Origin of the sequence: Collinsella sp. AF29-7AC, from assembly GCF_003475665.1 — a bacterium.
Lineage (GTDB): Bacteria > Actinomycetota > Coriobacteriia > Coriobacteriales > Coriobacteriaceae > Collinsella.
In genome coordinates, this window is sequence record NZ_QRQX01000027.1 from 1 (window position 1) to 23122 (window position 23122).

Genomic DNA, 23122 nt, shown 5'->3' on the forward strand with positions numbered 1-23122 from the left:
GTACGGATGAATGTGGGAGGTGTTCGGATAAAGTCGATAATCAAGGTCCCGGAGGGACCGAAAAATTTTTTCAAAAAAGTTGTTGCGCGCCGGACAGACTTCTGTGTATACTAATCCCCGCAGCGCACGCGAGCGGAAACAAACGCGAACGCCTGCCTGGGGAGTTAGCTCAGTTTGGTTAGAGCGCCGGCCTGTCACGTCGGAGGTCGCGGGTTCGAGCCCCGTACTTCCCGCCAACGCAATTAAAGCCACGTCTTCGGACGTGGCTTTTTGCGTTTGATGCACTTTGTTTCGATAGAACGATCGCCCTGGCGCATCTTCGCCCAGAATCCCCGCCCCTTCGGGAACGCAAGTAAAATCTAATAAGCATATCTGTCTAAACAACAGCTTTGTTGCGCAACACCTGTTCAACGAGACAGGGGGTTAGGTTATACTAAATTGCACTGTAGGCCGCATCTGATGCATTTCGCTCCAAGCGCGGCACTCAGTGGATATCCGATTTACCATTTGGATGTCCTAGCGGTCATTTAGCGTCTCGACACAAGCTCGGCCCCGGAGCTCGTTCGAGCTGTTCGTATTCCTTGAAAGGGGAAAAATGGACATATCGAGGAAGACTGATTACGCCCTTCGTATGCTGGCGATGCTTGCCGAGGATCCGGAGCGTTTGCTTTCTGTTCGCACCGCTGCCGAAGAGATCAATGTCCCGTATTCGTTTGCCCGTTCGATTCAGCACGGTTTGGTCCAGGCCGGTATTGTGGAGAGCCTGCGTGGCGTCCACGGTGGCATGCGTCTCAAGGTCAGTCCGGACGACGTTACCATTCGTCAGGTCGTCGAGGCCGTTCAGGGCCCTATGGTTATGAATGATTGCACCGCACCCGATGGCGACTGTGCGCGCATGGGCACGTGCTGCTATCATCCCCTGTGGGCCGGAGCTCAAGCATTGATGCGCGACTACCTCGATTCCGTTTCGCTCGGCGACATCGTCGCTCACCGCCAGTTCCCGGCCGTCGATCCCAAGTTCGCCGACCGCGAAGCGTTTCCCGAGTACGCCACCTGTGCGTATACATGCCGGGAGGAATAGCGCCGCATAAGGAGCATAGATATGATTCAGGACCCCTTTCGTTCGATGATTCGTTCGGAAGGGGTCCTGCGTTATCGCGACCTTCCGTGGCGCCGCACGCGCGATCCGTACATCATTTGGCTTTCCGAGGTCATGTTGCAGCAAACACAGGTGCCACGCGTGGAGACGCGTATGCCGGCGTGGCTCGATCGCTTTCCGACCGTGCAGGCGCTTGCCCAAGCCGCGCCTTCCGATGTTTTGGACGCTTGGCAGGGCATGGGCTACAACCGACGCGCTCTGGCGCTCCACAAGGCCGCTCAGCGCGTTGTGGAGGACTGGGACGGTGAGTTTCCGCGTGAGACGCGTGACTTGGTCGCTCTGCCTGGTATTGGCCCGGCAACGGCGCAAGGTATCCGGTCGTTTGCGTTTGACCTTCCAGGCGTGTATCTGGAGACCAACGTGCGCACGGTCTTTCTGCATCACTTCTTTCCCGATGTACCGGCTGTTCCCGACCGCGAGCTGGTGCCGCTGATTCAGGCGGCCTGTCCGGCGGTCCCCGGTGCGGCGACCGACGAGATCGCTCCCTTTGCCGTGCCGCTCGATGATGCCGACACGCCGCGCGCGTGGTATTACGCGTTGCTGGACTACGGCGCATATCTAAAAAAAACGTTGCCCAATCCGTCCAGGCGCTCGGCGGGCTATAGCCGTCAATCAAAGTTTGAGGGCTCACGTCGCCAAAAGCGCGCGCATATCGTGCGCATGTTGCTGGCAGCGCGCGATGGCCAACCGGCGGGGATTACGCTTGCTGATGCCGTGGTGGGCGTTAACGATATGGAAGCGGCGGCTGGGCGCGGGCCGGTCGAGCGCGAGCTTGTCGCGGGCATTCTGGCCGACCTGGAGCGTGAGGGCTTTTGCCGAGCCGAGGGCGATCGCTGGCTGAGCATTTAGCCCGTGGAAATCTGAAGAACAGGATTGTAAGGTTTAGATTTCCGACATGAGGGCATCCTAAAGACGAGGCCGCTCGAAGCCTACGGGCGGCATGCGTTGAAGGGAAGTACACCTATGGATTTTGAGAATTCCCAAACCAAGAAGAACCTCGAGACCGCTTTTGCCGGTGAGTCCCAGGCACACACCAAGTATCGCTACTATGCCTCCAAGGCAAAGAAGGACGGCTACGTTCAGATCTCGAACATCTTTGCCGAGACGGCTGGCAACGAGTCCGAGCACGCCAAACTGTGGTTTAAGTATCTGCACGATGGCGCCGTCCCCGATACCCTGGACAATCTGCGCGATGCCGCCGCGGGTGAGAACTACGAGTGGACCACGATGTACGACGAGTTTGCCAAGACCGCCGAGGAAGAGGGCTTTGCCGAGATTGCCGCAAAGTTCCGTGGTGTCGCCGCCGTCGAGAAGGCCCACGAGGAGCGCTACAACAAGCTCGTCGAGCGCATCGAGTCGGGCGAGGTGTTTGAGCGTGAGGGCGTAAAGGTGTGGAAGTGCCTGAACTGCGGGCACCTGCATGTGGGTGCCGAGGCGCCTGAGGTGTGCCCGGTGTGCAACCACCCCAAGGCGTACTTTGAGGAGCAGGTGGTGAACTACTAGCGCTTGGCGCTGGCTGTTGCGGAGCGCAGGGCGGGAGGCCGGATTGCCTTCCCTCCCCGCTCACGGCTCCGCAGGGTCGCGTTGAGGGAAGGCAATCCGGCCTCCCGCCCTGCGCTCCGGCTTCGAGTCGTCGCGTGCTCGCTACAGAAAAGCTGATACTAAAGTTTGTGTGCCGCCCCTTTTTGGGGCGGCACGTTTTTGTGTGGGGGCTGGTTGGGACGGCATCGTTCATGGGTGGGGTACACTGGGCAGCGTTGGTTATTCGTTTCCTCTTGTGAGGTGTTGGTTATGGGTAAGAAGTCTCGGACTCGGTTTGCTGCGGCGGGGACTCGCAAGGATCCTGGTCGTCGGGTTGCCGAGGGCAAAAAGGCCGATCGTGCCGAGAAGGACAAGAGGGTCGGTGCGCATGCTCATCCTGAGTGGGCGCCTTATTTGAATTCGGCGAGCGAGGACCTGACTGCCAAGCTGTTTACGATGGTCGAGGTCATCTTGGGCGTGGTGCCCGTGGTGGTCATTGGTCTGTTCCTGGCCTCTAAGGATGCCACGAGCGTGGATAAGCTCACCGATGCCTTTTCTCAGGACCCCTCGATGGTGGTTACGTTTATCTCTGCGTGCCTGCAGCCGTTTGTGGCATACATGTTGTACATGATTTATCGCAAATACTGCGAGGGCGATGCGGGCTTTGCCGCCGGCAACCTGATTGGCCTCTTGTGCTCCGAGATTTTGCTGCTCAATATTCCCGGCGTCATCGGCATGGGCATCTTGTTGTGGCGTGTTTGGCGCAACGTCGCTCCGCACTTTGAGAGCTGGCTGTTTGAGCGTCGCGCAATGGGCGTGCTGGTCGACATCGCGGGCTCACTCGTGATCCTGGTCCTGGCGTTTATGTGTGCCACCGCAGCCCGAGGTCTCGCGGGCATGTAATCTGCTTTCACCGACTGCTGAGCGCGGGGCGGGGAAATACCTTTCCCTCTCGCTCACGGCTTCGCAGAGTCGCGCGAGGCAAAGGTATTTCCCCGCCCTGCGCTCCGGCTTCGGGTCGTCGCGTGCTCGCTACAGAAAAGCTGATAATTAAGTTTATGTGCCGCCCCTTTTGGGGTGGCACATTTGTGTGGGTGTGGACAGTTAGTTCAGATTTGTATATTTCGGACGGCTTATGGGCCGCTATTTGTACTCCTGAAGGCCTGTTGGATGCTTTTAGATGGCTTGGAGTGCCTGAATAATGCTTCGGACGCCCATTGCGGGGGATCATGGGCGCTCATCGAATGACTTTCGTGTTGATTGAGAGGGCCTGAATTATACAAATCTGAACTAACTGTCCAGACACTCCTTTTGGGGTTGAGCATTCTGCCCGAGGTCCTTGTCTTCACAGTTTTCGTCAAGCTTTTGGTTAGATTTTGGTCAGTTGGCGTAAGAGTGGAAGGCCAAAAGATTGCTGGCGAAAAAAGCTCAGAGAAAGTGCTGGTAGGGGAGTTGTTGAGCTTTTCGACAGCTTTTGAGCAAAAGAAACTTTGTGGCTATTGCCAGCGATTACGTTGTCGCGGTCATGGCGGTGCGGGATGCTGGTCGTAAGCGTCGAATGCTCCGATTTTGGAGGCCAGCATGGATCTGTTTCTTGAGACTCCGCAGCGACAAGCTGAGCGCATGCTGCGTCAGCAGCAACGACTCATGGAGATGCAAATGCACGGGGCGGCAGCCCAGCCCTTTGCGCAAAATGTCGTGCCCGCTGCTGTACCTGCAGCTGTGCCCGGGTGTGAATCGGCGCCAGAGGCCTATTCCGTACAGCAGGATTCATATGCGCAGGAGCTCGCGTTCGATAAACGTCGTGCGCGTCACCGTCGCTGGGCCCAGCGCCTGCGTACGCTGGCGATGATCGTGCTGATCCCGCTGGGGCTCGCGGTAATCTTCTTGGCCTCATATGCCCTCACGTGCATTCTCAACGGCGCCTCGCCCAATGAGGTACTTCAGCACTTGGCAGCTCTCGGTCAGCGCTTGGGGGATGCCGCAGCAACCATCCGCGCCAGCTGGGAGAGCTAGCGGACCAGCACCCATAGTGCAAAGGTAACTTGTCTGCGCTCGATTGGACATGAGCTGCGTTTGACAGGGTAAGATTGATCGCGGTTTTGATTGGTGCTCGATTGGGTTTGTTGGGCGGAGTTTATGTCTGCTATTGATATTGTGCTTGTTGTGATCGCCTTGGTGGCGGTGGGGGTTGCTGTGGCTTGCGCCCTCCAGCTCAAGAGCCTGCGTGCCGAGTTGCGGGAGCGTGGCGACAGTAGCGCGGAAACGCTGGCAGCGCTCGAGCAGGCCAACAGCACGCTCGACACCCTGAACGTCGCGTTGGCCGAAACCCGCCGCACGGCAAATGCCATCGCGCAGCAGCAGACGACCGACGCCGCCGTAGAGCAGCAGCGCTACCTGACCATCGCGCGTGAGTTCTCGCAGGTCGGCGACCGCATGGATGACCTGCGCCGCGAGACGGCCCAACAGCTTGGCGCCAACCGCGAAGGCATCGAGCACCGCCTGGACAAGGTGCGCGAGACGGTCGATGCCCAGTTGGGCGCCATCCGCAAAGACAACAACGTGCAGCTCGATCAGATGCGTGCGACGGTGGACGAGAAGCTCTCCCGTACGCTCAACGATCGCCTGTCGGCATCGTTTAAACAGGTGAGCGACCAGCTCGAGGCCGTGTACAAGGGCCTGGGCGACATGCAGTCTATCGCCACCGGCGTGGGCGACCTTAAGCGCGTGCTGGGCAACGTCAAAGCGCGTGGCATTTTGGGCGAGGTGCAGCTGGGCGCGATCCTGGCGGACATCCTCACGCCCGACCAGTATCTGGAAAACGTCGCCACCAAGCCCGGCGCCTCGGAACGCGTTGAGTTTGCCGTCAAGCTGCCGGTGGACGAGGGCGACCCCGTGCTGTTGCCGATTGACTCCAAGTTTCCGGGCGACGCGTACGAGCACCTGCTCGACGCGCAGGAGTCGGGCGACGCGGAGGCCGTTGCCGCTGCGCGCAAGGCGCTCGATATGATGGTGAAGCGCGAGGCAAAGGACATCTGCGAAAAGTACCTGAGCGTACCCGCGACCACCAACTTTGGCATTATGTTCGTGCCGTTTGAGGGCCTGTATGCCGAGGTCGTCAGTCGCCCCGGGCTTATTGAGACCCTGGGCCGCGACTATCACGTCAACGTTGCCGGCCCCAGCACCATGGCCGCCATTCTCAACAGCCTGCAGATGAGCTACCAGACGTTTAGGCTGCAAAAACGTACCGACGACGTGCTGCGCGTGCTCTCCGCCGTCAAGGCCGAGCTGCCACGTTATCAGGCGGCACTGCGCCGCGCCCAGCAGCAGATCGAGACCGCGGGTAAAACGGTCGAGGGCATCATCACCACGCGCACCAACGTCATGGAGCGCAAACTCAAGGACATCGACGCGCTGGAAGATGCCGACCAAGCCGATGAGATCTTGGGACTCACGCCCGCGGGCCTTCCCACAGATCAAGAAGACGAGGGCTAATTGCAACAAGACGGTGGGGCGCCGGCGTAAACGCGGGTGCCCCACCGCTTTTCGCATCGCGCTTGCCTGAAGTGCGCTTCAATGTGCAACAATGGCGTTTCGCCCTATCAGATGCGAAAGGAAGCCCATGTCTCAGAGAAGCACCAGTCCGCTCAGCCGCTCCACCGTGCGCCGCACGCTGCAGCGGTTTTGGGGTGTCACGCGCACACAGCCGCTGATTGTCTTTCTCTCGGTGCTCTCGTCGGCGGGCTACATCTTTTTGCTGACGTTTGCCAATACCTATGTGATGGCCCTCATTGTCGACCGCATTCAAGCCGGTCCCGTGGCGGGTGACCAGGTGTTTGAGGTCTTCGGCCCCTATATCCTGACGCTCGTACTCGTTAACCTGGTGGGTCAGATCCTCTCCAAGCTACAGGACTACACCGTCTACAAGCTCGAGATTGCGGGCAACTATCACCTGGCGCGTCTGTGCTTCGACACGCTCTCCAACCAATCCATGACATTCCATACCAGCCGCTTTGGCGGATCGCTTGTGAGCCAGACAAGCCGTTTTATGAGCGGCTATACGGGTCTGGTGGACGTAACGGTGTATTCGCTCATCCCCACCATCACCTCGGTCATCTGCACGGTGGCGGCGCTCGCCCCGGTGGTGCCCGCATTTACCGTGATCCTGGTTGCCATCATGGTCGTCTACATCGCGTTTGTCTGGCTTATGTACAAGCGCATCATGCCGCTTTCGGCCGCGACGTCCGCCGCTCAGAACAAGCTGTCGGGTGTGCTTTCCGACGCGGTTACGAACATCCTGGCCGTCAAGACCTGCGGGCGCGAGGACTTTGAGCGCGACCTGTTCGATGCCGCCGACCGCGCCGCGCGCGATGCCGAAACGGTTTCGATGCACGCCATGATGCAGCGCAACTTTACGACCTCGGGCCTTATCGTCATCACCATGGCGGTGGTGAGCGTGTTTGTGGCGGGCGGCAACGCGTGGTTTGGCATCTCGGCCGGCTCGCTCGTCATGATCTTTACCTATACGTACAACCTCACCATGCGCCTGAACTACGTGAGTTCCATGATGCAGCGTATCAACCGCGCTTTGGGCGATGCGGCCGAGATGACGCGCGTGCTGGACGAGCCACGCTTGGTGGCAGACGACCCGGATGCCCCCGAGCTCAAGGTGAGCGAGGGCGCGATTGATTTTGAGCACCTGAGCTTTGCGTACCGTGACGCTGCGGCGGGCGAGAACGTGTTCGATGACCTGACACTTCATGTGGCGGCGGGCCAGCGCGTGGGCCTGGTGGGCAAATCGGGCTCGGGTAAGACGACGCTCACCAAGCTGCTGCTGCGCCTGGACGATGTCCAGGGCGGCCGCGTGCTCGTGGACGGTCAGGATGTCTCGCGCTGCACGCAGCAGAGCCTGCGCCGCCAGGTTGCCTACGTGCCGCAGGAAGCGCTGCTGTTCCACCGCTCCATTCGAGAAAACATTGCCTACGGTCGTCCCAACGCCACTGATGAGCAGATTCGCGAGGCTGCGCGCCTGGCCAACGCCCTGGAGTTTATCGACCGCTTGCCTCGTGGCTTTGACACCATGGTGGGCGAGCGCGGCGTCAAGCTCTCGGGCGGCCAGCGTCAGCGCGTGGCCATCGCCCGCGCGATTCTCACCGACGCGCCGATTCTGGTGCTCGACGAGGCGACCTCTGCCCTGGACAGCGAGTCCGAGGCGCTGGTGCAGGAAGCTCTCGAGAACCTGATGCGCGGCCGCACCTCCATTGTGGTGGCGCATCGCCTGTCCACCGTGGCGGCGCTCGACCGCATCGTGGTACTGGCGGATGGCGAGATCGTCGAGGACGGCACGCATGTGCAGCTCGTCGAGGCGGGCGGCGAGTACGCGAACCTGTGGAGCCGTCAGACCGGCGCATTCTTGGAGGCGTAAACGTCTCGGACGTGGGACAATTGTGCCCATAAGTTTATTGTACCGTTGAGCCGAGGAGTCGTTATGCCACGCGAGACCAATGCCGCCAAGCGCGAGCGCGCCATCGAGGTGTGTGAGCGCCTCAACCGTCGCTATGGCCCGGTCGAGTGCTTTTTGGACCACGAGAATCCCTTCCGCCTGCTGATCGCGGTGCTGCTTTCGGCGCAAACGACCGATGCGCAGGTCAACAAAGTGACGCCGCGGCTGTTTGCCCAGTGGCCCACGCCCGAGGCCATGGCCGGGGCGAGCGTAGCTGACGTGGCGGACACCATCAAGTCGCTCGGCTTCTACAAGAGCAAAGCCAAGCACGCCGTGGAGGCCGCGCAGATGATCGTCGTCGATTACGGCGGCGAGGTGCCGGCCGACATGAAGGAGCTTGTCAAGCTGCCGGGCGTGGGGCGCAAGACGGCAAACATCGTGCTCAACGTGGGGTTTGGCATCGTCGAGGGCATCGCGGTCGATACGCACGTCAACCGCATTGCGCACCGCCTGATGCTGAGCCCCAAGACGCACGCCAAGGAGCCGCTCAAGACCGAGCAGGATCTGCTCAAGATTTTGCCGCACGAGTATTGGGAGTCGGTCAACCACCAGTGGATCACCTTTGGCCGCGAGATCTGCGACGCCCGCAAGCCCAAGTGTGACGAGTGCCCGCTGGCAGACCTTTGCCCTAGCGTGCGCGTTTTGGGGTAGCGGCATGGCCAGCGCCGTCGCGCTTGGCCCATGCGTTACCATGACAAACAATGAACTTTGACGTACGACCCGCCGAGCCTGCCTCAGCGGGCTTTTGGCGTTGCGATGCCGGAGGACCACATGCTCATTCACCGTATAGCCGCGCAGCTCTACACTGCCGAGGCCCTGCAGACCGTTGAGGCCGGGCTCGATGCTGGCGAGGATGTGACGCTGGCCGTGCCGCAGTCGGGCCGCACGCTGATGGCCGCCGCCCAGTTTGCGCGCCGTCCGCGCCCCACGGTCTATATCGTGAGCGGCGAGGACGCTGCCGATCGCGCCGCACGCAGCTTGGCCGCCTATGTGGGCTTGGCGCACGTGTGCCGTTTTCCCGAGCGCAAGGACTATCCGTGGCGCGAGCAGGCGCCCGACGACGCCGTAGTGGCGCAGCGCTGCGAGGCTCTGGGGCGCATCGTGCGCGGGGACAACTGCATCATGGTTGCCTCGGCCCGCGCGCTGTTGCGTTGCGTGCCCCCGGTCGAGAGCCGCTATTGGGAGTCCACTACCTTTACGGTGGGCGACGAGATTCCTTTTGACGAGGTGCCGCAGCGCCTGGTGGGCATGGGCTACACCAATGCCGGTGCCGCCGATGCGCCCGGCCTGTTTCGTGTGCGCGGCGACACCGTCGAGGTGTTTCCCGCGCAGGAGAAGGCGCCCGTGCGCATTGAGTTCTTTGGCGACGAGATCGATCGCATCCGCCGCATGGTGAGCTCAACGGGGCAGACCATCGGCAACGAGGTCAGTATCGAGATCTTCCCCTGCCGTGAGCTGGCGCTTACCGACGATGCTGTTCACAACATGCACGTGGCGCTCTACCGCGCAAGCCAGGACGACAGCAAACTGGCGGCGCTGCTCGAGATGGTGGATGCGCGTATCGTCACGCCCGAGCTCGACCGCTTTTTGCCGGTGATGTACGGCCAGACCGTAAGCCCGCTGGCGCACGTGGGCGGCAAGGCGCTCGTGGTTCTGTCCGAGCCGCGCTCGCTGTTCGACGATTGCCTGCGCGCTTACGAGGATATCGAGGCGCGTGCCGGTGAGGCGGGGATTGACCGCCTGGACGGTCTGTACGTGCGCGCCCAACAGCTCGATTTTGGTGCCCAGCAGCGCTTGAACTACGTAAGCCTCATCCGTGCCGGCGGCGCGGTGACGGCAGAGCTCAAGATTGAGCAGCCTGCTATCGCAGGCTCGGACAACCGTTTTATGACGCGCATCCAGGAAGTCGTGGGCAAGCGCTACGCCTGCGTGTTTGCCATCCCCGACCGCGGTGCGCGCGAGTCGATGGAGCTCACCTTTGGCGATGAGGGCATTACCTTTGAGGAGTCGCTGACCGCGGCGCCCGAAAATGCCGGCGTCATTGGCGAGCACGTACGCGTGGCAGCGGCAGATTCTGCGGACCGTGCTGCCCGCCAGGATGCCCATGCTGCAATCCGCGAGCGCCGCGCCGACGCACTCAACGCCCGCTCGCTCGAGGCGGGCGCCGCGCAGGCTGCCGCCGGCGCCGCCGTGCCCACCATCTCGCGCGGGCGCGTGACCTTTGTGGACGCCGCCTTGCCGCAGGGCGTGGTGGTGCCCGATGCCAACCTGGCCGTGTTCTCGATCGCCGACCTCAACGCCCGCATGGACGCCAACCGCGCGCGCAGCCGCCGCAAGGTGGACATTACGCAGATCACGTTCCCGTTTAAGCCGGGCGACTATGTGGTGCACGCCACTCACGGCATCGCGCTCTTCAGCGAGATTGCGCGCCAGGAAGTGGGCGGCAAGGAGCGCGACTACTTTTTGCTGGAATACGCCGATGGCGACAAGCTCTACGTGCCGCTCGAGCAGGTCGACCGCATCACACGCTATGTTGGCCCCGACGGCGACAAGCCGCGCCTGACCAGGCTCAATACCGCCGACTGGACGCGTGCCACCAACAAGGCACGCAAGAACGCCAAAAAGCTGGCGTTTGACCTGGTCGACCTGTATACGCGCCGCTCGTCGATTACCGGTATCGCCTGCCCGCCCGACACGCCCGAACAGATCGAGATGGAGGAGAGCTTCCCCTACGACGAGACGCGCGACCAGCTGGAGGCTATCGCCGACATCAAGGCCGACATGGAGGCGCCCAAGCCCATGGACCGCCTGCTGTGCGGCGACGTGGGTTTCGGCAAGACCGAGGTCGCCCTGCGTGCGGCGTTTAAGTGTGTGGACTCCGGCCGTCAGGTTATGGTGCTCTGCCCCACGACCATTCTGGCCCAGCAGCACTACGAGACATTCTTTGAGCGCTTTGCCCCGTTCGGCCTGGAGGTCGAGGTGCTCAGCCGCTTCCGCACGCCGGCGCAGCAAAAGCGCGCGCTCAAGGCGTTTGCCGAGGGCACGATCGACGTGCTCATTGGCACGCATCGCTTGCTCTCGGCCGATGTGAACCCCAAGAACCTGGGCCTGGTGATCATCGACGAGGAGCAGCGCTTTGGCGTGCAGCACAAGGAGCAGCTCAAGAACCTGCGCGAGCAGATCGACGTGCTCACGCTTTCGGCAACGCCTATTCCGCGAACCATGCAGATGGCGACGAGCGGCGTGCGCGACATGAGCCTTATCACCACGCCGCCGACCGGGCGCCGTCCCGTGATCGTGCACGTGGGGGAGTACGACCCCGACGTGGTGAGCGCGGCGATTCGCCTGGAGGTGGGTCGCGGCGGCCAGGTGTACTACGTATCCAACCGCGTCAAGACCATCGACGACGCCGTGGCGCGCGTGCACGAGGCCGCGCCCGAGGCACGCGTGGGCGTGGCGCACGGCAAGATGAGCCCGCGCGAGGTCGAGGACGTGATGATCGAGTTTGCGACCAAAAAGATCGACGTGCTCATTGCCACGACCATCGTGGAGAGCGGCATCGACAACGCGTGCGCCAACACGCTCATCATCGAGGACTCGCAGCGCCTGGGCCTTGCGCAGCTCTACCAGCTCAAGGGCCGTGTGGGCCGCTCTGCCACGCAGGCCTACGCGTACTTTATGTTCCCGGGCGAGCTGCCGCTCACCGAGGAGGCAACGGCGCGCCTGACCGCACTTTCCGAGTTCCAGGACCTGGGCAGCGGCATGCGCATCGCCATGCGCGACCTAGAGATTCGCGGCGCCGGTTCGCTCATGGGTGCCGAGCAGCACGGCAACCTGTCGAGCGTGGGCTTTGACCTGTTTACGCAGATGCTGGGCCAGGCAGTGGCCGAGGCGCGCGGCGATGACGATGCCGGCGTGGAGGCGGCGAGCGTGGGCATTAACCTGCCGGCCGATTACTTCTTGTCCGAGGAGTACCTACCGGCGGTGGATCAGCGCGTGCTCGTGTACCGTAAGCTCGCGGCGGCCGAGGACCTGGAGAGCATCGATGAGGTGCAGGAAGAGACCGAGGCCGCACATGGCGAGCTGCCGTTGGCGGGACTCAACCTGTTCAATCGCGCACGAATCCGCATTCGCGGCGAGCGCCTGGGGCTCGAGAGCGTCACGCTCAGCGGCGGCCGCATCACGTTTTTGGGCGTCGACGTGCCCAAGAAGGTGGCCTATGAGCTTAAGACTCGCTATGGCGCGGTGAACTTCCCCGAGAGCCGCAAGCTGTCGGTGCCTTACAAGGCGGGCGCCGGTGCGGGCAGCGGCCTGGGTCGCGGCCTCGACGCCAACGACGGCGCCGGCCCCGTGGCGGCCGCACTCATGCTGCTGCAGCAATTAGGCGCGAGCGACGATGACTAACAAGTAGGGGGCGTAGCGGGGCAGAGCTACCAGTTGTCCTTCGCCCCGCCACCTCGCAGGTTGATTCCAGCCCCATCGAAAGGAAAGCATGTTCGGATACATCTATAAGAAAGATGTCGCCATTATCGCGGTTGTCCTGTGTCTTTGTCTGGGCGTGGGCAGTTTCTTCGATTATCAGATTTCGAGCGCGCTGTTCAACATCGGCAGCATGTACGGTCGCTTTGTCGAGGCGGCCGGCGAGCTACCGTTTGAGCTGACGGCGAGCATCGCGGGCGTTATGCTCGTGCGAGCGGTGCGCCCCGATTCCAAGGCAAGCAAGTGGCTCGCCGCGCTGGGCATTCTCATCAACGTGGGCCTGCTCGGCTACGAGATTGTCGGATCGCAGCGTGTCGGCGGCAAACTCATCGCGTTTCAGCTGGTGCTGACGTTTGTGCTGGTCATCGCTGCCAACCTTATCGCCTACCGCCTCACACGCGACACCGATCCCGACGAGCTCACGCGCTGGGCGTTGATGGTGCTGGCCGTGTGGGTCGCTCAGGCCATCATCCTCAACGTCATTGTTAAGCCGTTGTGGTCGCGCCCACGCATGCGCGTGATCGAGGTCACGCCGGGGCTCAATTTTCAGCCGTGGTGGGTGATCGGCAATCCCGATAAGTGGAGCTATATTGCCGCCGGCGTGATCAAGGACGGCTTTAAGTCGTTCGCGAGCGGGCACACCGCGCACGCGGCGATCGGCCTTATGCTCGCCGGGCTTCCCGCGGCGGCCTTTAAGGAAAGGCCGTCGCGCCGCCGCGTGGTCTTTTGGGCTGCCGCTGTGGTTGCGGCGCTCGTCGCTTTTGGCCGCATCGTGATCGGAGCGCACTTTTTGAGTGACGTGAGCTGCGGCTTTGCCCTGGTGCTGGCACTTGAGTGTCTTGCCGCGCGCATTGCCTATCCCAACGGCGTACAATAGCCCCGTTTGAATCATCTGGCCGATACCCGGTAAGAGAGGATTGCCATGCTCGCGTTTAACAACGACTATTCCCACGGCGCCCATCCGGCGGTGCTGCAGGCGCTCGTCGACACCAATATGGAGCCGCAGCCCGGCTACGGCACCGATGCGCACACCGAGCGTGCCAAGCACCTTATTCGCGAGGCCTGTCAGGCCCCCGATGCCGACGTGTTTTTTCTGGTGGGCGGCACGCAGGCCAACGCGACGGTGATCGACATGCTGCTTGCGCCCTACGAGGGCGTCGTTGCTGCTGAGACTGGTCACGTCGCCTGCCACGAGGCGGGCGCCATCGAGTTTGGCGGCCACAAGGTGCTCACCATCCCCGGCTACGAGGGCAAGATGCACGCCGAGGACCTCGAGAACTATATCCAGGTGTTCTACGAAAACGAGAGCTACGAGCACACGGTGTTCCCGGGCGCCGTGTACGTGAGCCTATCGACCGAGTACGGCACGCTGTACTCCAAGGCCGAGCTCGCGGCAATTCATGCGGTGTGCCAGAAGCGTGAGATTCCGCTGTTTGTGGATGGCGCCCGCCTGGCCTATGCGCTGGCAGCCGACGAGTGCGACCTCACTCTGCCCGAGCTGGCACAGCTGTGCGACGTGTTCTACATCGGCGGCACCAAGTGCGGCGCTCTGTGCGGCGAGGCCGTGGTGTTTTGCGGCATGCACGCTCCGGCGCATCCCATTCCGCGCATTAAGCAGCACGGTGCGTTGCTGGCCAAGGGCCGCCTGACGGGCGTGCAGTTTGAGGCGCTCTTTACCGATGGCCTGTATTTTGAGATTGGTCGCCAGGCGATCGAAACCGCGCAGGCGCTTCGTCGCGTGCTGCACGAGCGCGGCTACCAGTTCTTCTTGGAGACGCCCACAAACCAGCAGTTTGTGATTCTGCCCAACGAGGACATGGCGCGCATTCGCGAGCATGCCGCGATCGAGTATTGGGAAAAGTACGACGAGACCCACACCGTGGTGCGCTTTTGCACCAGCTGGGCCACGACGCAGGAGGACATCGACGCGCTGGCGGCTGTCCTGTAGCTTGATGTAATGACGAGGGGCCGCCCTACGCCTGGGTTTGGCGCAGGGCGGCCTTTGCTTTTGTGGGGGAGGGGCTGTATGCCCGAGATGTCCGAGCCGACGATTCGCCTGGCGACGCCCGATGATGCGCCGGCGCTGCTTGCCATCTATGAGCCGTATGTACGCGAGACGGCGATAACCTGCGAATACGAGGTGCCGAGCGTTGAGGAGTTCGCCGGGCGCATCGAGCGTACGCTCAAGCGCTACCCGTATTTGGTTATGGAGCTGGACGGGCACCCAGTGGGCTATGCCTATGTGAGCGCGCTTAACAGCCGCGAGGCATACGACTGGTCGGTCGAGACATCGATCTATCTGGCGCGCGACGCGCGCCACGGCGGGCTGGGCCGCAAGCTGCATGACGCGCTCAAGCAATGCCTGATCGCGATGGGCATCACCAACATGTGCGCGCTCATTGCCGTGCCGCACGACAAGGACGACGAGTATCTGACGCACAACAGTCAGGATTTCCATGCCCATATGGGCTACCGCCTGGTGGGCGTCTTTGACCGCTGCGCCCAAAAGTTCGGCCGCTGGTACGACATGTGTTGGATGGAGTTGGTCCTAGCCGAGCGCGTCCCTAACCAACCTAAGCCAACCTGGTTCCCCGACCTCCCCAAACCTACCATTTAGGGACAGGTTTATTTTGGCAGGTTTTATCTGGGCAAACGTTGCAAGCCGCCGCGAAGGATGCGGATACCTTCGCGGCGGCTTTTGTTTTGGGTGTGTATGACCAAGGCGATTGACCTGCGGATGCGGCAAAACCCCAGATAAAACCGACCAAACTAAACCTGTCCCTTTTTGGCAGGTTTTTGGCTGTCTTGTGGCATCAAATCGCCGCAAGAAGCACGTCGTTCGTATGCTATTTTGACCTGAATCGTCCCCTCGGGACGCCTTGCGAGCTAAGTGAGTAGACTTTTTGGCGCAGGGCGAGCACAAAGCGTATCTGCCTTACTAAAATCGCAGGTCACAGAGATGGCTGTTTTGGGTGTGCTCGGCAGATCGCGAAAAGTCTACTCACTTAGGTTTACGGTGCTGGATATTCTGGGCAGGAACAGTTGAGCTTGGACGGCGTGCGTTGCCAGGCGATGCTGGCATTTGCGCCATGCTGGTTTGAGATTTTATAAAAACCGCAGGTAAAACGTATATTATGTGCATTTTGCCTGGTTTGGCGCGCTAGCCGATGGGCTCGGTGTATTTGGCGCGGTCGGTGCGTTGGATGCGCTTGGAGACATGGAGCGGACGGCCGTCGGTGTCGTAGACGTAGTCGGTGATCAGGATCAGCGCCTGCCCGCGCTCGACGTTGAGCAAAAATGCCTCGTTTTGCGACGCATAGCACACCTCAAAGGTCTTATGCCCCTGCGCCGGCGCGCGATGGAACTCCTGGCGCAGCGTGGCGTAGAGCGAACCGTTGATATCGCGATCGATGAGCGACCCAAAGCTTGGCGGCAAATAGGTGGTCTCCAGGCACAGTGGCGCATCGTCCAGGTAACGCAGGCGGACAAGTTTGACAAGCTTGCTGCCCACGCTGGCGTCAAAGAACTTGGCCACGCTGCCCATTGCTTTGGCAAAGCCCGAGTCCACCGTGCGCGTGGTGGGCTTCATACCCTGGCCTTCGACCTGCTTGGTATAGCTCGAAAACACCAGGTTGTTCTCGTGGAGCGCCGGTGTGTCGGCCACAAAGGCGCCGCGCCCGCGCTCGGTTCGAATCAGGCCCTCGTCAACAAGCACCTTAAGGGCATGGCGCACGGTGCTGCGCGACAGGCCCGATTCGTCCATGAGTTCCATCTCGGACGGCAGTTTATCTCCGCGGGCGTAGGTGCCGGCGGCAATGCGGTCGCGAAGCGTTGCCGCCAGACGCTCGTATTGGGTCAAGTTCTTTTTCGACGAAGTGCTCATGCGAACAACCTGTATCTAACTTGTATGCTTACAGAACCAAGCATGTATCCAACATGACAACAAAACCGCTGGTAATGGCTTGCCGAAAACTTTACCAGCAAAATTTCTAAGACAAATATAGCATACAACTAGTCGACATAACCAAAACATGTATGTAACTTGTATGCCATCGAGAGCATCAAACGAGAAGAAAGGCTGATGCACGATGACTACTCAGGAACAGGTTAAGGACGTCGTCTCCCAGGTTTTGGCTGACAAGGCAGACAAGGGCGGCATCAAGCGCGTCGTGTGGATTGGCGCCGGTGGATCCAACGGCGGCAACTATCCTGCCCAGTACTTTATGGAGCACGAGGCCACGCAGGTCGTGAGCTCCAGCTACACCAGCAACGAGTTCGTGCACGCCACGCCTGCCTACGTCAACGAGAACACCCTGGCCGTCGTCGTGTCCATGCGCGGCACCAAGGAGACCATCGTCGCCGCCCAGGTCGCCAAGAACCACGGCGCCAGCACCATCGCCATCTATGTTGACGAGTCCGCCCTCACCGAGGTCTGCGACTACAAGATTCAGTACGACAGCCTGGCCGTCGACGAGTCCTGCATGGGCCGCACCAACTCCGCCGTCGTGACCATGATCGCCATGGAGCTCACGCAGCAGACCGAGGGCTATGCCGAGTACGAGACCGCTATGGCCGCCTTCGACCTGGTCGATCCCATCTATCGCAAGGCCGTCGAGTACACCCGTCCGCTCGCAGCCAAGTGGGCCGAGCAGAACGCCGACAAGCCCTGCATCAACGTTATGGCTCAGGGCCCGCTCTTTGGTGCCGCCTACGTCTTTAGCATCTGCAACGTGCAGGAGATGCTGCAGATCGACTCCTGCACCATCAACACCTGCGACTTCTTCCACGGCCCCTTCGAGATCCTGGACAAGCGCACTTCGCTGTTCCAGCTCATCAGCGTCGGCCGCAGCCGCTGCAACGACGAGCGCGGCATTCGCTTTGTCAACCAGTACGGTGGTGAGCGCGTCTACCAGCTCGACGCCAAGGAGCTCGGCCTCAACGACATCAAGGACAGCGTGAGCGAGTACTTCAACCACCTGATCTTTGCCCCGATCCTCAACAACGTCTACATGCGTGCGCTCTCCGCCGTCACCCACAAGGACTACATGACGCGCCGTTACATGTGGAAGCTGGATTACTAAGGGATAGAGCGGCCTAACAGCCCAATACCCCTCATGAGTTGCGGTGGAATAGTTCCTGTTTGGGAGTGTGAAGCCTCTGTTTGAGAACTATTTCACCGCAACTGCTAGAGCGGCACTTGGGGACACTCCTTGTGTCGAGAGATTTCCCGTTCGCCGATTTGTGCCTTGAAAAATGTATATAACGACTATAACGTAGCATGAAACATATTGGAAATAATACTGAGGAGGCTGCGTTGAAGAGGAGCAATCTGGGCTATGTGCTGGTGCTGATCGCCGCGCTTATGTGGGGCAGCATCGGAATTTTTGTAAACGGCATCTCGGCCATGGGCGTTTCGTCCCAGAGCATGGCTGCCTTTCGCTTGTTGGTCGGAGCGCTTATCTTGGCGCCGGTCCTGATGTTTATGGGCTGCCGTCCGGGTGAGGGGTCTACCGTGGTTCAGGGTCCGCTGACCCTGTTCAAGGCAAGCCCTAAAGAGCTTGTTTCCTGCGCGCTTGTCGGTATCGTCGGTTTGGCTGCCGCCAACACCTGCTATTACGAGTGCATGCGCGAGGTGGGCATGTCCACGGCATCGGTGCTGCTCTACACGTCGCCGGTGTTTGGCGTCGCGCTCGGCCGCGTCCTTTATCGCGAGGACGTGACCCTCAACAAACTCATCGCCATTGTCTTTAACATCGTTGGCTGCGTGCTTGCGGTGACCAATGGCGACCTTTCCGGTTTTCATTTTTCGGTTTGGGGCGTCACGTCGGGCGTGATTGCAGGCCTTTGCGGTGCGTCGCTCGCGGTGTTTAGCCGAATAGCAACCAAGACGGTCCACCCGCTGGCTGTCACGTTTTGGGGCTTTGTTTTTGGCGGTGTGGTTATGGCGGCTATCGCGGCTCCGTGGCCGGATGTCGCCGCGGCAATGTCGCCACAGCTGCTGCTGCTGTTCCTTGGCTTTGGACTCATCCCCACGGCCGTGGCTTATATCTTATATATGCAGGGTCTATCCATGGGGCTCGAGACGTCGAAAGTTCCCGTCGTAATGTCATTCGAGACGGTCGTCACCGTACTGGTGGGCATTGGTGTCTATGCCGAGCCCGCCGGCGCGATCAAAGTCCTGGGCATCGTGCTGGTGCTCGCGTCCATCCTGATTATGAACACCGACTTCTCCAAGCTGCGCAACAGTGTGTTTGTCGGTCATGTCATTGAGAGCATGACCTTTAAGCCCAACGCGTGGTGGACGGAGAAATCGCAGGACATGGATCTGTTCCGCGAGCGCACGGGCATTACGCTGGAGCCCACCGTGCAGGAAAGCCCCTGGTACTTCGTGCGATAGGGGATTGGCGGAGTGTTTGAGCAGGTAGCGCCCGGCGTTTGGCCGGGCGGTGCCTAGCCAGCGCCGACCTACCCAAGACCATCGTTTCGATTGCGTTAAACCCGTCAACGGTCGATTTTCACCCGCGAACGGTCTTTATACTAATTAGCAATATCCGCAACGTATAAGACGTTATAATGACCATAACGAAAAGGAGGAGGCAAGATGAATCAGATCATTCTCGCATCTCATGGCGGCCTGGCCGCAGGCGCCAAAGACACGCTCGAGATGGTTCTCGGCGACGTGTCGAACGTCCACGTCGTGTCGCTTGCTCGTGACGACAAGGAGCCCATCACCAACAAGGTGGACGCCATGATCGCCACGTTCAACGCGGACGACACTGTCTATGTGCTGACCGATATGCTCGGCAGCTCGGTCAACAACAGCATGGTCGAGCTTTCCCGCAACGGTGCGGCATTCACGGTGATCAGCGGTTTCAACATTCCGCTGGCACTGACGCTCGCTATGAGCCCCGCCCCCGTCAAGGGTGCCGAGCTCGCGGCCCTCATCAACGAGGCCCGCACCGGTCTGACCAATCCCAACGCACCGGTCGAGGCTGCCGCGGCTCCCGCCAAGAAGGCTAAGGCGCCCCGTCACAGCTCCGGTCCCGCCAAGATCGTCCTCGCACGTCTTGACTACCGTCTGCTGCACGGTCAGGTCGTCTTTACCTGGACCACCAAGGTTCAGGCCGAGCGCATCATCGTCGTCGACAACGCTGCCGCCAACGATGACATCAAGAAGGGCGCTCTTAAGCTGGCCAAGCCCCAGGGCGTGCGCCTGAACGTCTTCACCGTCGAGCGTGCCCTCGCCAAGATGGACAAGCTCAACACCCTCGGCGAGCGCGTCATGTTCGTCTTTGGCAACACTGCCGAGATGCTGCAGTTCTGCCAGGGCTACAAGCTCGACGCCATCAACCTGGGCGCCACCGCCAACCACGACGGTGCCGATCAGGTCGGCGGCAAGGACAGCTCCGTCTTCCTCGACGCCACCCAGAAGGCCGACGTCAACCAGCTGCTCGACATGGGCATCAAGCTCTATGTCCAGCAGACCCCTACGTATCAGAGCGTCGACATCGACGCCAAGCTGTAATCAACCAGGCTTTTGCCTGACTGAAAGGAGAAGGGTATGAATACGTTCATCAGTGCGGTGCTCGTCGGCCTCGTCGGCGTGTTCTGCATGTGGGACTCCCGCCTGCTCGGTCGTCTTAACTTCGAGCAGCCCCTCGTTGGCGCTACGCTCGTCGGTCTGCTGCTGGGCGATGTGCCCACCGGCCTTGCCGTCGGTGCCGCCGTCGAGCTCGTGTCCATGGGCCTGGTGCAGGTCGGCGCCGCCGTTCCGCCCGATATGGTCCTGGGCGGCATCGTGGCCGCTGCCTTCGCGTGCCTGACCGATGCTTCCGCCGAGACCGCCATGACGATCGCCATCCCGGTCGCCGTCCTGGGTCAGCTCCTCGGCATCGTGTTCCGTTCCATCATCGCCGCCCTCACCCATGTGGCCGATAGCGCGATTGATAACGGCAAGTTCAAGACCGCCTACCGTATGCACATCTGCGCCGGCTCCGGTCTGTACGCCATCATGTACTTCCTGCCGATCTTCCTGGCCGTCTTTGTCGGTACCGACCTGGTCCAAGCCATCGTCAACATGGTTCCCGAGTGGCTGTCCGTTGGTCTGAACGTCTCGACCAAGATCATGACCGCCTACGGTCTGGCCCTGCTGCTCACCATGATGATCAAGAAGGGTATGACCCCGTTCCTGTTCATCGGCTTCCTGCTCGCCGCCTACCTCAACCTGTCCGTCATCGCGGTCGCTCTGATCGGTGTGTGCCTGGCTATCGTCTTCATGGGCTTCAAGTTCAATGGCTCCCATGCAGCCGCCGGTGTCGATTCCGACTACGATCCGCTCGAAGACGACGAAGACTAAGGAGGAACACACTATGGCAACCGCAACCAAGGACGTGTCCCTGAACAAGAAGGTCAGCCAGTTCTTCTGGCGCTCCTGGGCCATCCAGGCCTCTTGGAACTACGAGCGTCAGATGAACATGGGCTTCCTCTACGGCATGGTCCCCACGCTCGATCGCCTCTATCCGGACGAGTCCGACCCCAAGCAGCTCGCTGCTAAGAAAGAGGCTTACCACCGTCACATGGCGTTCTACAACTGCACCCCGCAGACGAGCGCTTTCATCCTGGGCCTCGCCGCCTCCATGGAGGAGGAGTACGCCAAGGATCCCGAGAACTTCGATCCCGATTCGATTAACGCGGTCAAGACCTCCCTCATGGGCCCGCTTTCCGGCATCGGTGACTCCTTCTTCCAGGGCACCATCCGCGTTATCGCCTTTGGCCTGGGCGTTCAGCTGGCTCAGCAGGGCTCCATCATGGGTCCGATCCTGGCCATGCTCATCTCCATCGTGCCCTCCGTGCTGATCACGTGGTTCGCTGCCAAGATCGGCTACCAGGGCGGCCACGAGTACCTGAGCAAGCTCCAGGGTGGCGACCTCATGGAGAAGCTCATGTATGTCTGCGGCATCGTGGGTCTTATGTCCGTGGGCGGCATGATCGCTACACTGATCGGCGCCACCACCCCGCTGCAGTTCGCTGAGGGTACCGTCGTTATCCAGGACATCCTGGACGGCATGATGCCCCAGATGATCTCCCTCGGCCTCACCGGCCTTATGTACTGGCTCATCAAGAAGAACGTCAACACCGGTTGGCTTCTCGTGATCGCCATTGTGGGCGGCATCGCCCTCTCCGCGGCCGGCATCCTGGCCTAGTCGCGACCCAATGCTTCCCCCGGGGGCCTGCCTGGCATCCCATACCCCAGGCAGGCTTCCATCCCTAACATGTGACAAAGGGACAGTTCCTTTGTCACATCCTCAACGGGCCGGCGACTCGGTCCTAACCACGGTAACCCTGCGAGCGTCCGGCAATGTGGCGCCGCAACAAATCGAAAGGAATGTGTCAGATGTACGAGATCGACCTTAACCTCCCTAAGCAGATCGTCGCTGACGTCCTGTCCAACCACGAGATTCACAGCGTCGCTTTCGTCGGCTGCGGTGCTTCCATGTCCGACCTTTACCCCGCCAAGTACTTCCTGGCCAACAACACGGACAAGCTGAACGTTCAGATCTTCACCGCTAACGAGTTCAACTACGACACGCCTTCCTGGGTCAACGAGCACACCTTCGTGATCACCTGCTCCCTCGGTGGCTCCACGCCCGAGACCGTCGAGGCCAACAAGACCGCCAAGAAGCACAACTGCCCGGTCGTCTCCCTCACCAACAAGGCTGGCTCCGCTCTGACCGTCGACGCCGACCACGTCATCGTTCACGGCTTCCACGCCAACTACGCTGCCAAGTGCGAGAAGCCCGGCTACGCCATCGCTCTTGCTCTCGAGATCCTTCAGCAGACCGAGGGCTATGACCACTACGAGGACATGATCACCGGCCTCACCAACGTCTTCGATCTCTGCGAGAACGCCGCTCAGCACTGCAAGAAGCTCGCCAAGAAGTTCGCCGAGGACTTCAAGGACGACAAGATGATCTACTTCATGGCCTCCGGTGCCTCCGAGAAGATGGCTTACTCTCACGCCGCCTTCCTGTTCACCGAGATGCAGTGGATCGACGCCGCCGCCTACAACACCGGCGAGTACTTCCACGGCCCGTTCGAGGTTTCCACCGAGGGTAAGCCCTACGTCTTCTTCATGTCCGATGGTGCTACCCGTCCGATGGACGCCCGCGCCCTCACCTTCCTTGAGCGCATGGGCGCCAAGGTCGCTCTGATCGACTCCAAGGACTACGGCCTGGCTGACGCCGTGCCCGCGAGCGTCATCACCTACTTCAACCCGCTGCTGCACCTCGCCGTTATGCGCGAGTACGGCAACCAGATCGCCGAGGCCCGTCAGCACCCGCTGACCATGCGTCGCTACATGTGGAAGCTTTCCTACTAATCACAAGTAAGTAGACCTTACGGGTTGATTGAGAGGGGATGGGGTTTGCGCCCCGTCCCCTTTTTTGCTTTGGGGGGGGGGG

Annotated in this window: 19 protein-coding genes and 1 tRNA gene; 19 read left to right on the forward strand and 1 reads right to left on the reverse strand. The window is 60.9% G+C overall.

What is annotated here, in order from left to right:
* Nucleotides 1-158: 158 nt before the first annotated feature.
* The 13 genes from DWZ15_RS09435 to DWZ15_RS09495 all read left to right on the forward strand — a co-directional run bounded on the left by DWZ15_RS09435 (nt 159) and on the right by DWZ15_RS09495 (nt 15279).
* A tRNA-Asp gene (locus tag DWZ15_RS09435) sits at nt 159-236 on the forward strand.
* A gap of 359 nt (nt 237-595) precedes the next feature.
* The gene (locus DWZ15_RS09440; protein WP_118450641.1) at nt 596-1081 is read left to right on the forward strand and encodes an Rrf2 family transcriptional regulator; all 486 of its coding nucleotides are present in this window, start codon (nt 596-598) and stop codon (nt 1079-1081) included.
* Between the two features lie 21 nt (nt 1082-1102).
* Nucleotides 1103-2008, forward strand: coding sequence for an adenine glycosylase (locus DWZ15_RS09445; RefSeq protein ID WP_117564952.1), 906 nt, complete (start codon nt 1103-1105; stop codon nt 2006-2008).
* Nucleotides 2009-2122: 114 nt separating this feature from the next.
* The gene (rbr, locus tag DWZ15_RS09450; RefSeq protein ID WP_055252097.1) at nt 2123-2662 is read left to right on the forward strand and encodes a rubrerythrin; all 540 of its coding nucleotides are present in this window, start codon (nt 2123-2125) and stop codon (nt 2660-2662) included.
* Between the two features lie 288 nt (nt 2663-2950).
* On the forward strand, nt 2951-3583 hold the full coding sequence (locus DWZ15_RS09455; RefSeq protein ID WP_118450643.1) for a hypothetical protein: 633 nt from the start codon (nt 2951-2953) through the stop codon (nt 3581-3583).
* A gap of 678 nt (nt 3584-4261) precedes the next feature.
* Nucleotides 4262-4696 (forward strand): hypothetical protein, encoded by a 435-nt coding sequence (locus DWZ15_RS09460; RefSeq protein ID WP_118450645.1) that lies wholly within the window; start codon nt 4262-4264, stop codon nt 4694-4696.
* A gap of 123 nt (nt 4697-4819) precedes the next feature.
* Nucleotides 4820-6175, forward strand: coding sequence for a DNA recombination protein RmuC (rmuC, locus tag DWZ15_RS09465; RefSeq protein ID WP_118450647.1), 1356 nt, complete (start codon nt 4820-4822; stop codon nt 6173-6175).
* 127 nt (nt 6176-6302) lie between these two features.
* Entirely contained in the window at nt 6303-8105 is a 1803-nt protein-coding gene (locus tag DWZ15_RS09470) for an ABC transporter ATP-binding protein (protein ID WP_118450649.1), read from the forward strand.
* A 63-nt stretch (nt 8106-8168) separates the two neighbouring features.
* Nucleotides 8169-8834: an endonuclease III gene (gene nth, locus DWZ15_RS09475; protein WP_118450651.1), complete on the forward strand. Its 666-nt coding sequence runs from the start codon at nt 8169-8171 to the stop codon at nt 8832-8834.
* A gap of 120 nt (nt 8835-8954) precedes the next feature.
* Nucleotides 8955-12587 (forward strand): transcription-repair coupling factor, encoded by a 3633-nt coding sequence (gene mfd, locus DWZ15_RS09480; RefSeq protein WP_118450653.1) that lies wholly within the window; start codon nt 8955-8957, stop codon nt 12585-12587.
* 88 nt (nt 12588-12675) lie between these two features.
* Nucleotides 12676-13539 (forward strand): phosphatase PAP2 family protein, encoded by an 864-nt coding sequence (locus DWZ15_RS09485; RefSeq protein WP_118450655.1) that lies wholly within the window; start codon nt 12676-12678, stop codon nt 13537-13539.
* Between the two features lie 45 nt (nt 13540-13584).
* Complete coding sequence (locus DWZ15_RS09490; RefSeq protein ID WP_117583859.1) at nt 13585-14610, forward strand: low specificity L-threonine aldolase; 1026 nt, start codon at nt 13585-13587, stop codon at nt 14608-14610.
* A 78-nt stretch (nt 14611-14688) separates the two neighbouring features.
* Nucleotides 14689-15279 (forward strand): GNAT family N-acetyltransferase, encoded by a 591-nt coding sequence (locus DWZ15_RS09495; protein ID WP_118450657.1) that lies wholly within the window; start codon nt 14689-14691, stop codon nt 15277-15279.
* Between the two features lie 543 nt (nt 15280-15822).
* Here the strand turns inward: DWZ15_RS09495 and DWZ15_RS09500 are convergent.
* Nucleotides 15823-16545 carry a GntR family transcriptional regulator gene (locus DWZ15_RS09500; protein ID WP_118328424.1) on the reverse strand — a complete coding sequence of 241 codons (723 nt, stop codon included), beginning with the start codon at nt 16543-16545 and terminating at the stop codon, nt 15823-15825.
* 205 nt (nt 16546-16750) lie between these two features.
* On the opposite strand from DWZ15_RS09500, the gene DWZ15_RS09505 reads away from it, so the two are divergent.
* The 6 genes from DWZ15_RS09505 to DWZ15_RS09530 all read left to right on the forward strand — a co-directional run bounded on the left by DWZ15_RS09505 (nt 16751) and on the right by DWZ15_RS09530 (nt 23040).
* Nucleotides 16751-17743: an SIS domain-containing protein gene (locus DWZ15_RS09505; protein ID WP_117655856.1), complete on the forward strand. Its 993-nt coding sequence runs from the start codon at nt 16751-16753 to the stop codon at nt 17741-17743.
* A gap of 233 nt (nt 17744-17976) precedes the next feature.
* Nucleotides 17977-19059, forward strand: coding sequence for a DMT family transporter (locus DWZ15_RS09510; protein ID WP_158572524.1), 1083 nt, complete (start codon nt 17977-17979; stop codon nt 19057-19059).
* 204 nt (nt 19060-19263) lie between these two features.
* Complete coding sequence (locus tag DWZ15_RS09515) at nt 19264-20187, forward strand: PTS mannose/fructose/sorbose transporter subunit IIAB (RefSeq protein ID WP_117839835.1); 924 nt, start codon at nt 19264-19266, stop codon at nt 20185-20187.
* 36 nt (nt 20188-20223) lie between these two features.
* Nucleotides 20224-21018, forward strand: coding sequence for a PTS sugar transporter subunit IIC (locus DWZ15_RS09520; protein ID WP_117629035.1), 795 nt, complete (start codon nt 20224-20226; stop codon nt 21016-21018).
* A gap of 13 nt (nt 21019-21031) precedes the next feature.
* Nucleotides 21032-21865 (forward strand): PTS system mannose/fructose/sorbose family transporter subunit IID, encoded by an 834-nt coding sequence (locus tag DWZ15_RS09525; RefSeq protein WP_117640939.1) that lies wholly within the window; start codon nt 21032-21034, stop codon nt 21863-21865.
* A 191-nt stretch (nt 21866-22056) separates the two neighbouring features.
* Entirely contained in the window at nt 22057-23040 is a 984-nt protein-coding gene (locus DWZ15_RS09530; protein WP_229077274.1) for an SIS domain-containing protein, read from the forward strand.
* Nucleotides 23041-23122: the final 82 nt, after the last annotated feature.

Bases quoted from the DNA above. Each gene is read 5' to 3' on its own strand.
- DWZ15_RS09525 (WP_117640939.1), top strand. From the start codon at position 21,032: ATGGCAACCGCAACCAAGGACGTGTCCCTGAACAAGAAGGTCAGCCAG.
- DWZ15_RS09530 (WP_229077274.1), top strand. From the start codon at position 22,057: ATGTACGAGATCGACCTTAACCTCCCTAAGCAGATCGTCGCTGACGTC.
- DWZ15_RS09520 (WP_117629035.1), top strand. From the start codon at position 20,224: ATGAATACGTTCATCAGTGCGGTGCTCGTCGGCCTCGTCGGCGTGTTC.
- rmuC (WP_118450647.1), top strand. From the start codon at position 4,820: ATGTCTGCTATTGATATTGTGCTTGTTGTGATCGCCTTGGTGGCGGTG.
- mfd (WP_118450653.1), top strand. From the start codon at position 8,955: ATGCTCATTCACCGTATAGCCGCGCAGCTCTACACTGCCGAGGCCCTG.
- DWZ15_RS09455 (WP_118450643.1), top strand. From the start codon at position 2,951: ATGGGTAAGAAGTCTCGGACTCGGTTTGCTGCGGCGGGGACTCGCAAG.
- DWZ15_RS09515 (WP_117839835.1), top strand. From the start codon at position 19,264: ATGAATCAGATCATTCTCGCATCTCATGGCGGCCTGGCCGCAGGCGCC.
- DWZ15_RS09445 (WP_117564952.1), top strand. From the start codon at position 1,103: ATGATTCAGGACCCCTTTCGTTCGATGATTCGTTCGGAAGGGGTCCTG.
- DWZ15_RS09490 (WP_117583859.1), top strand. From the start codon at position 13,585: ATGCTCGCGTTTAACAACGACTATTCCCACGGCGCCCATCCGGCGGTG.
- rbr (WP_055252097.1), top strand. From the start codon at position 2,123: ATGGATTTTGAGAATTCCCAAACCAAGAAGAACCTCGAGACCGCTTTT.
- DWZ15_RS09500 (WP_118328424.1), bottom strand. From the start codon at position 16,545: ATGAGCACTTCGTCGAAAAAGAACTTGACCCAATACGAGCGTCTGGCG.
- DWZ15_RS09440 (WP_118450641.1), top strand. From the start codon at position 596: ATGGACATATCGAGGAAGACTGATTACGCCCTTCGTATGCTGGCGATG.
- DWZ15_RS09495 (WP_118450657.1), top strand. From the start codon at position 14,689: ATGCCCGAGATGTCCGAGCCGACGATTCGCCTGGCGACGCCCGATGAT.
- DWZ15_RS09470 (WP_118450649.1), top strand. From the start codon at position 6,303: ATGTCTCAGAGAAGCACCAGTCCGCTCAGCCGCTCCACCGTGCGCCGC.
- DWZ15_RS09505 (WP_117655856.1), top strand. From the start codon at position 16,751: ATGACTACTCAGGAACAGGTTAAGGACGTCGTCTCCCAGGTTTTGGCT.
- nth (WP_118450651.1), top strand. From the start codon at position 8,169: ATGCCACGCGAGACCAATGCCGCCAAGCGCGAGCGCGCCATCGAGGTG.
- DWZ15_RS09485 (WP_118450655.1), top strand. From the start codon at position 12,676: ATGTTCGGATACATCTATAAGAAAGATGTCGCCATTATCGCGGTTGTC.
- DWZ15_RS09460 (WP_118450645.1), top strand. From the start codon at position 4,262: ATGGATCTGTTTCTTGAGACTCCGCAGCGACAAGCTGAGCGCATGCTG.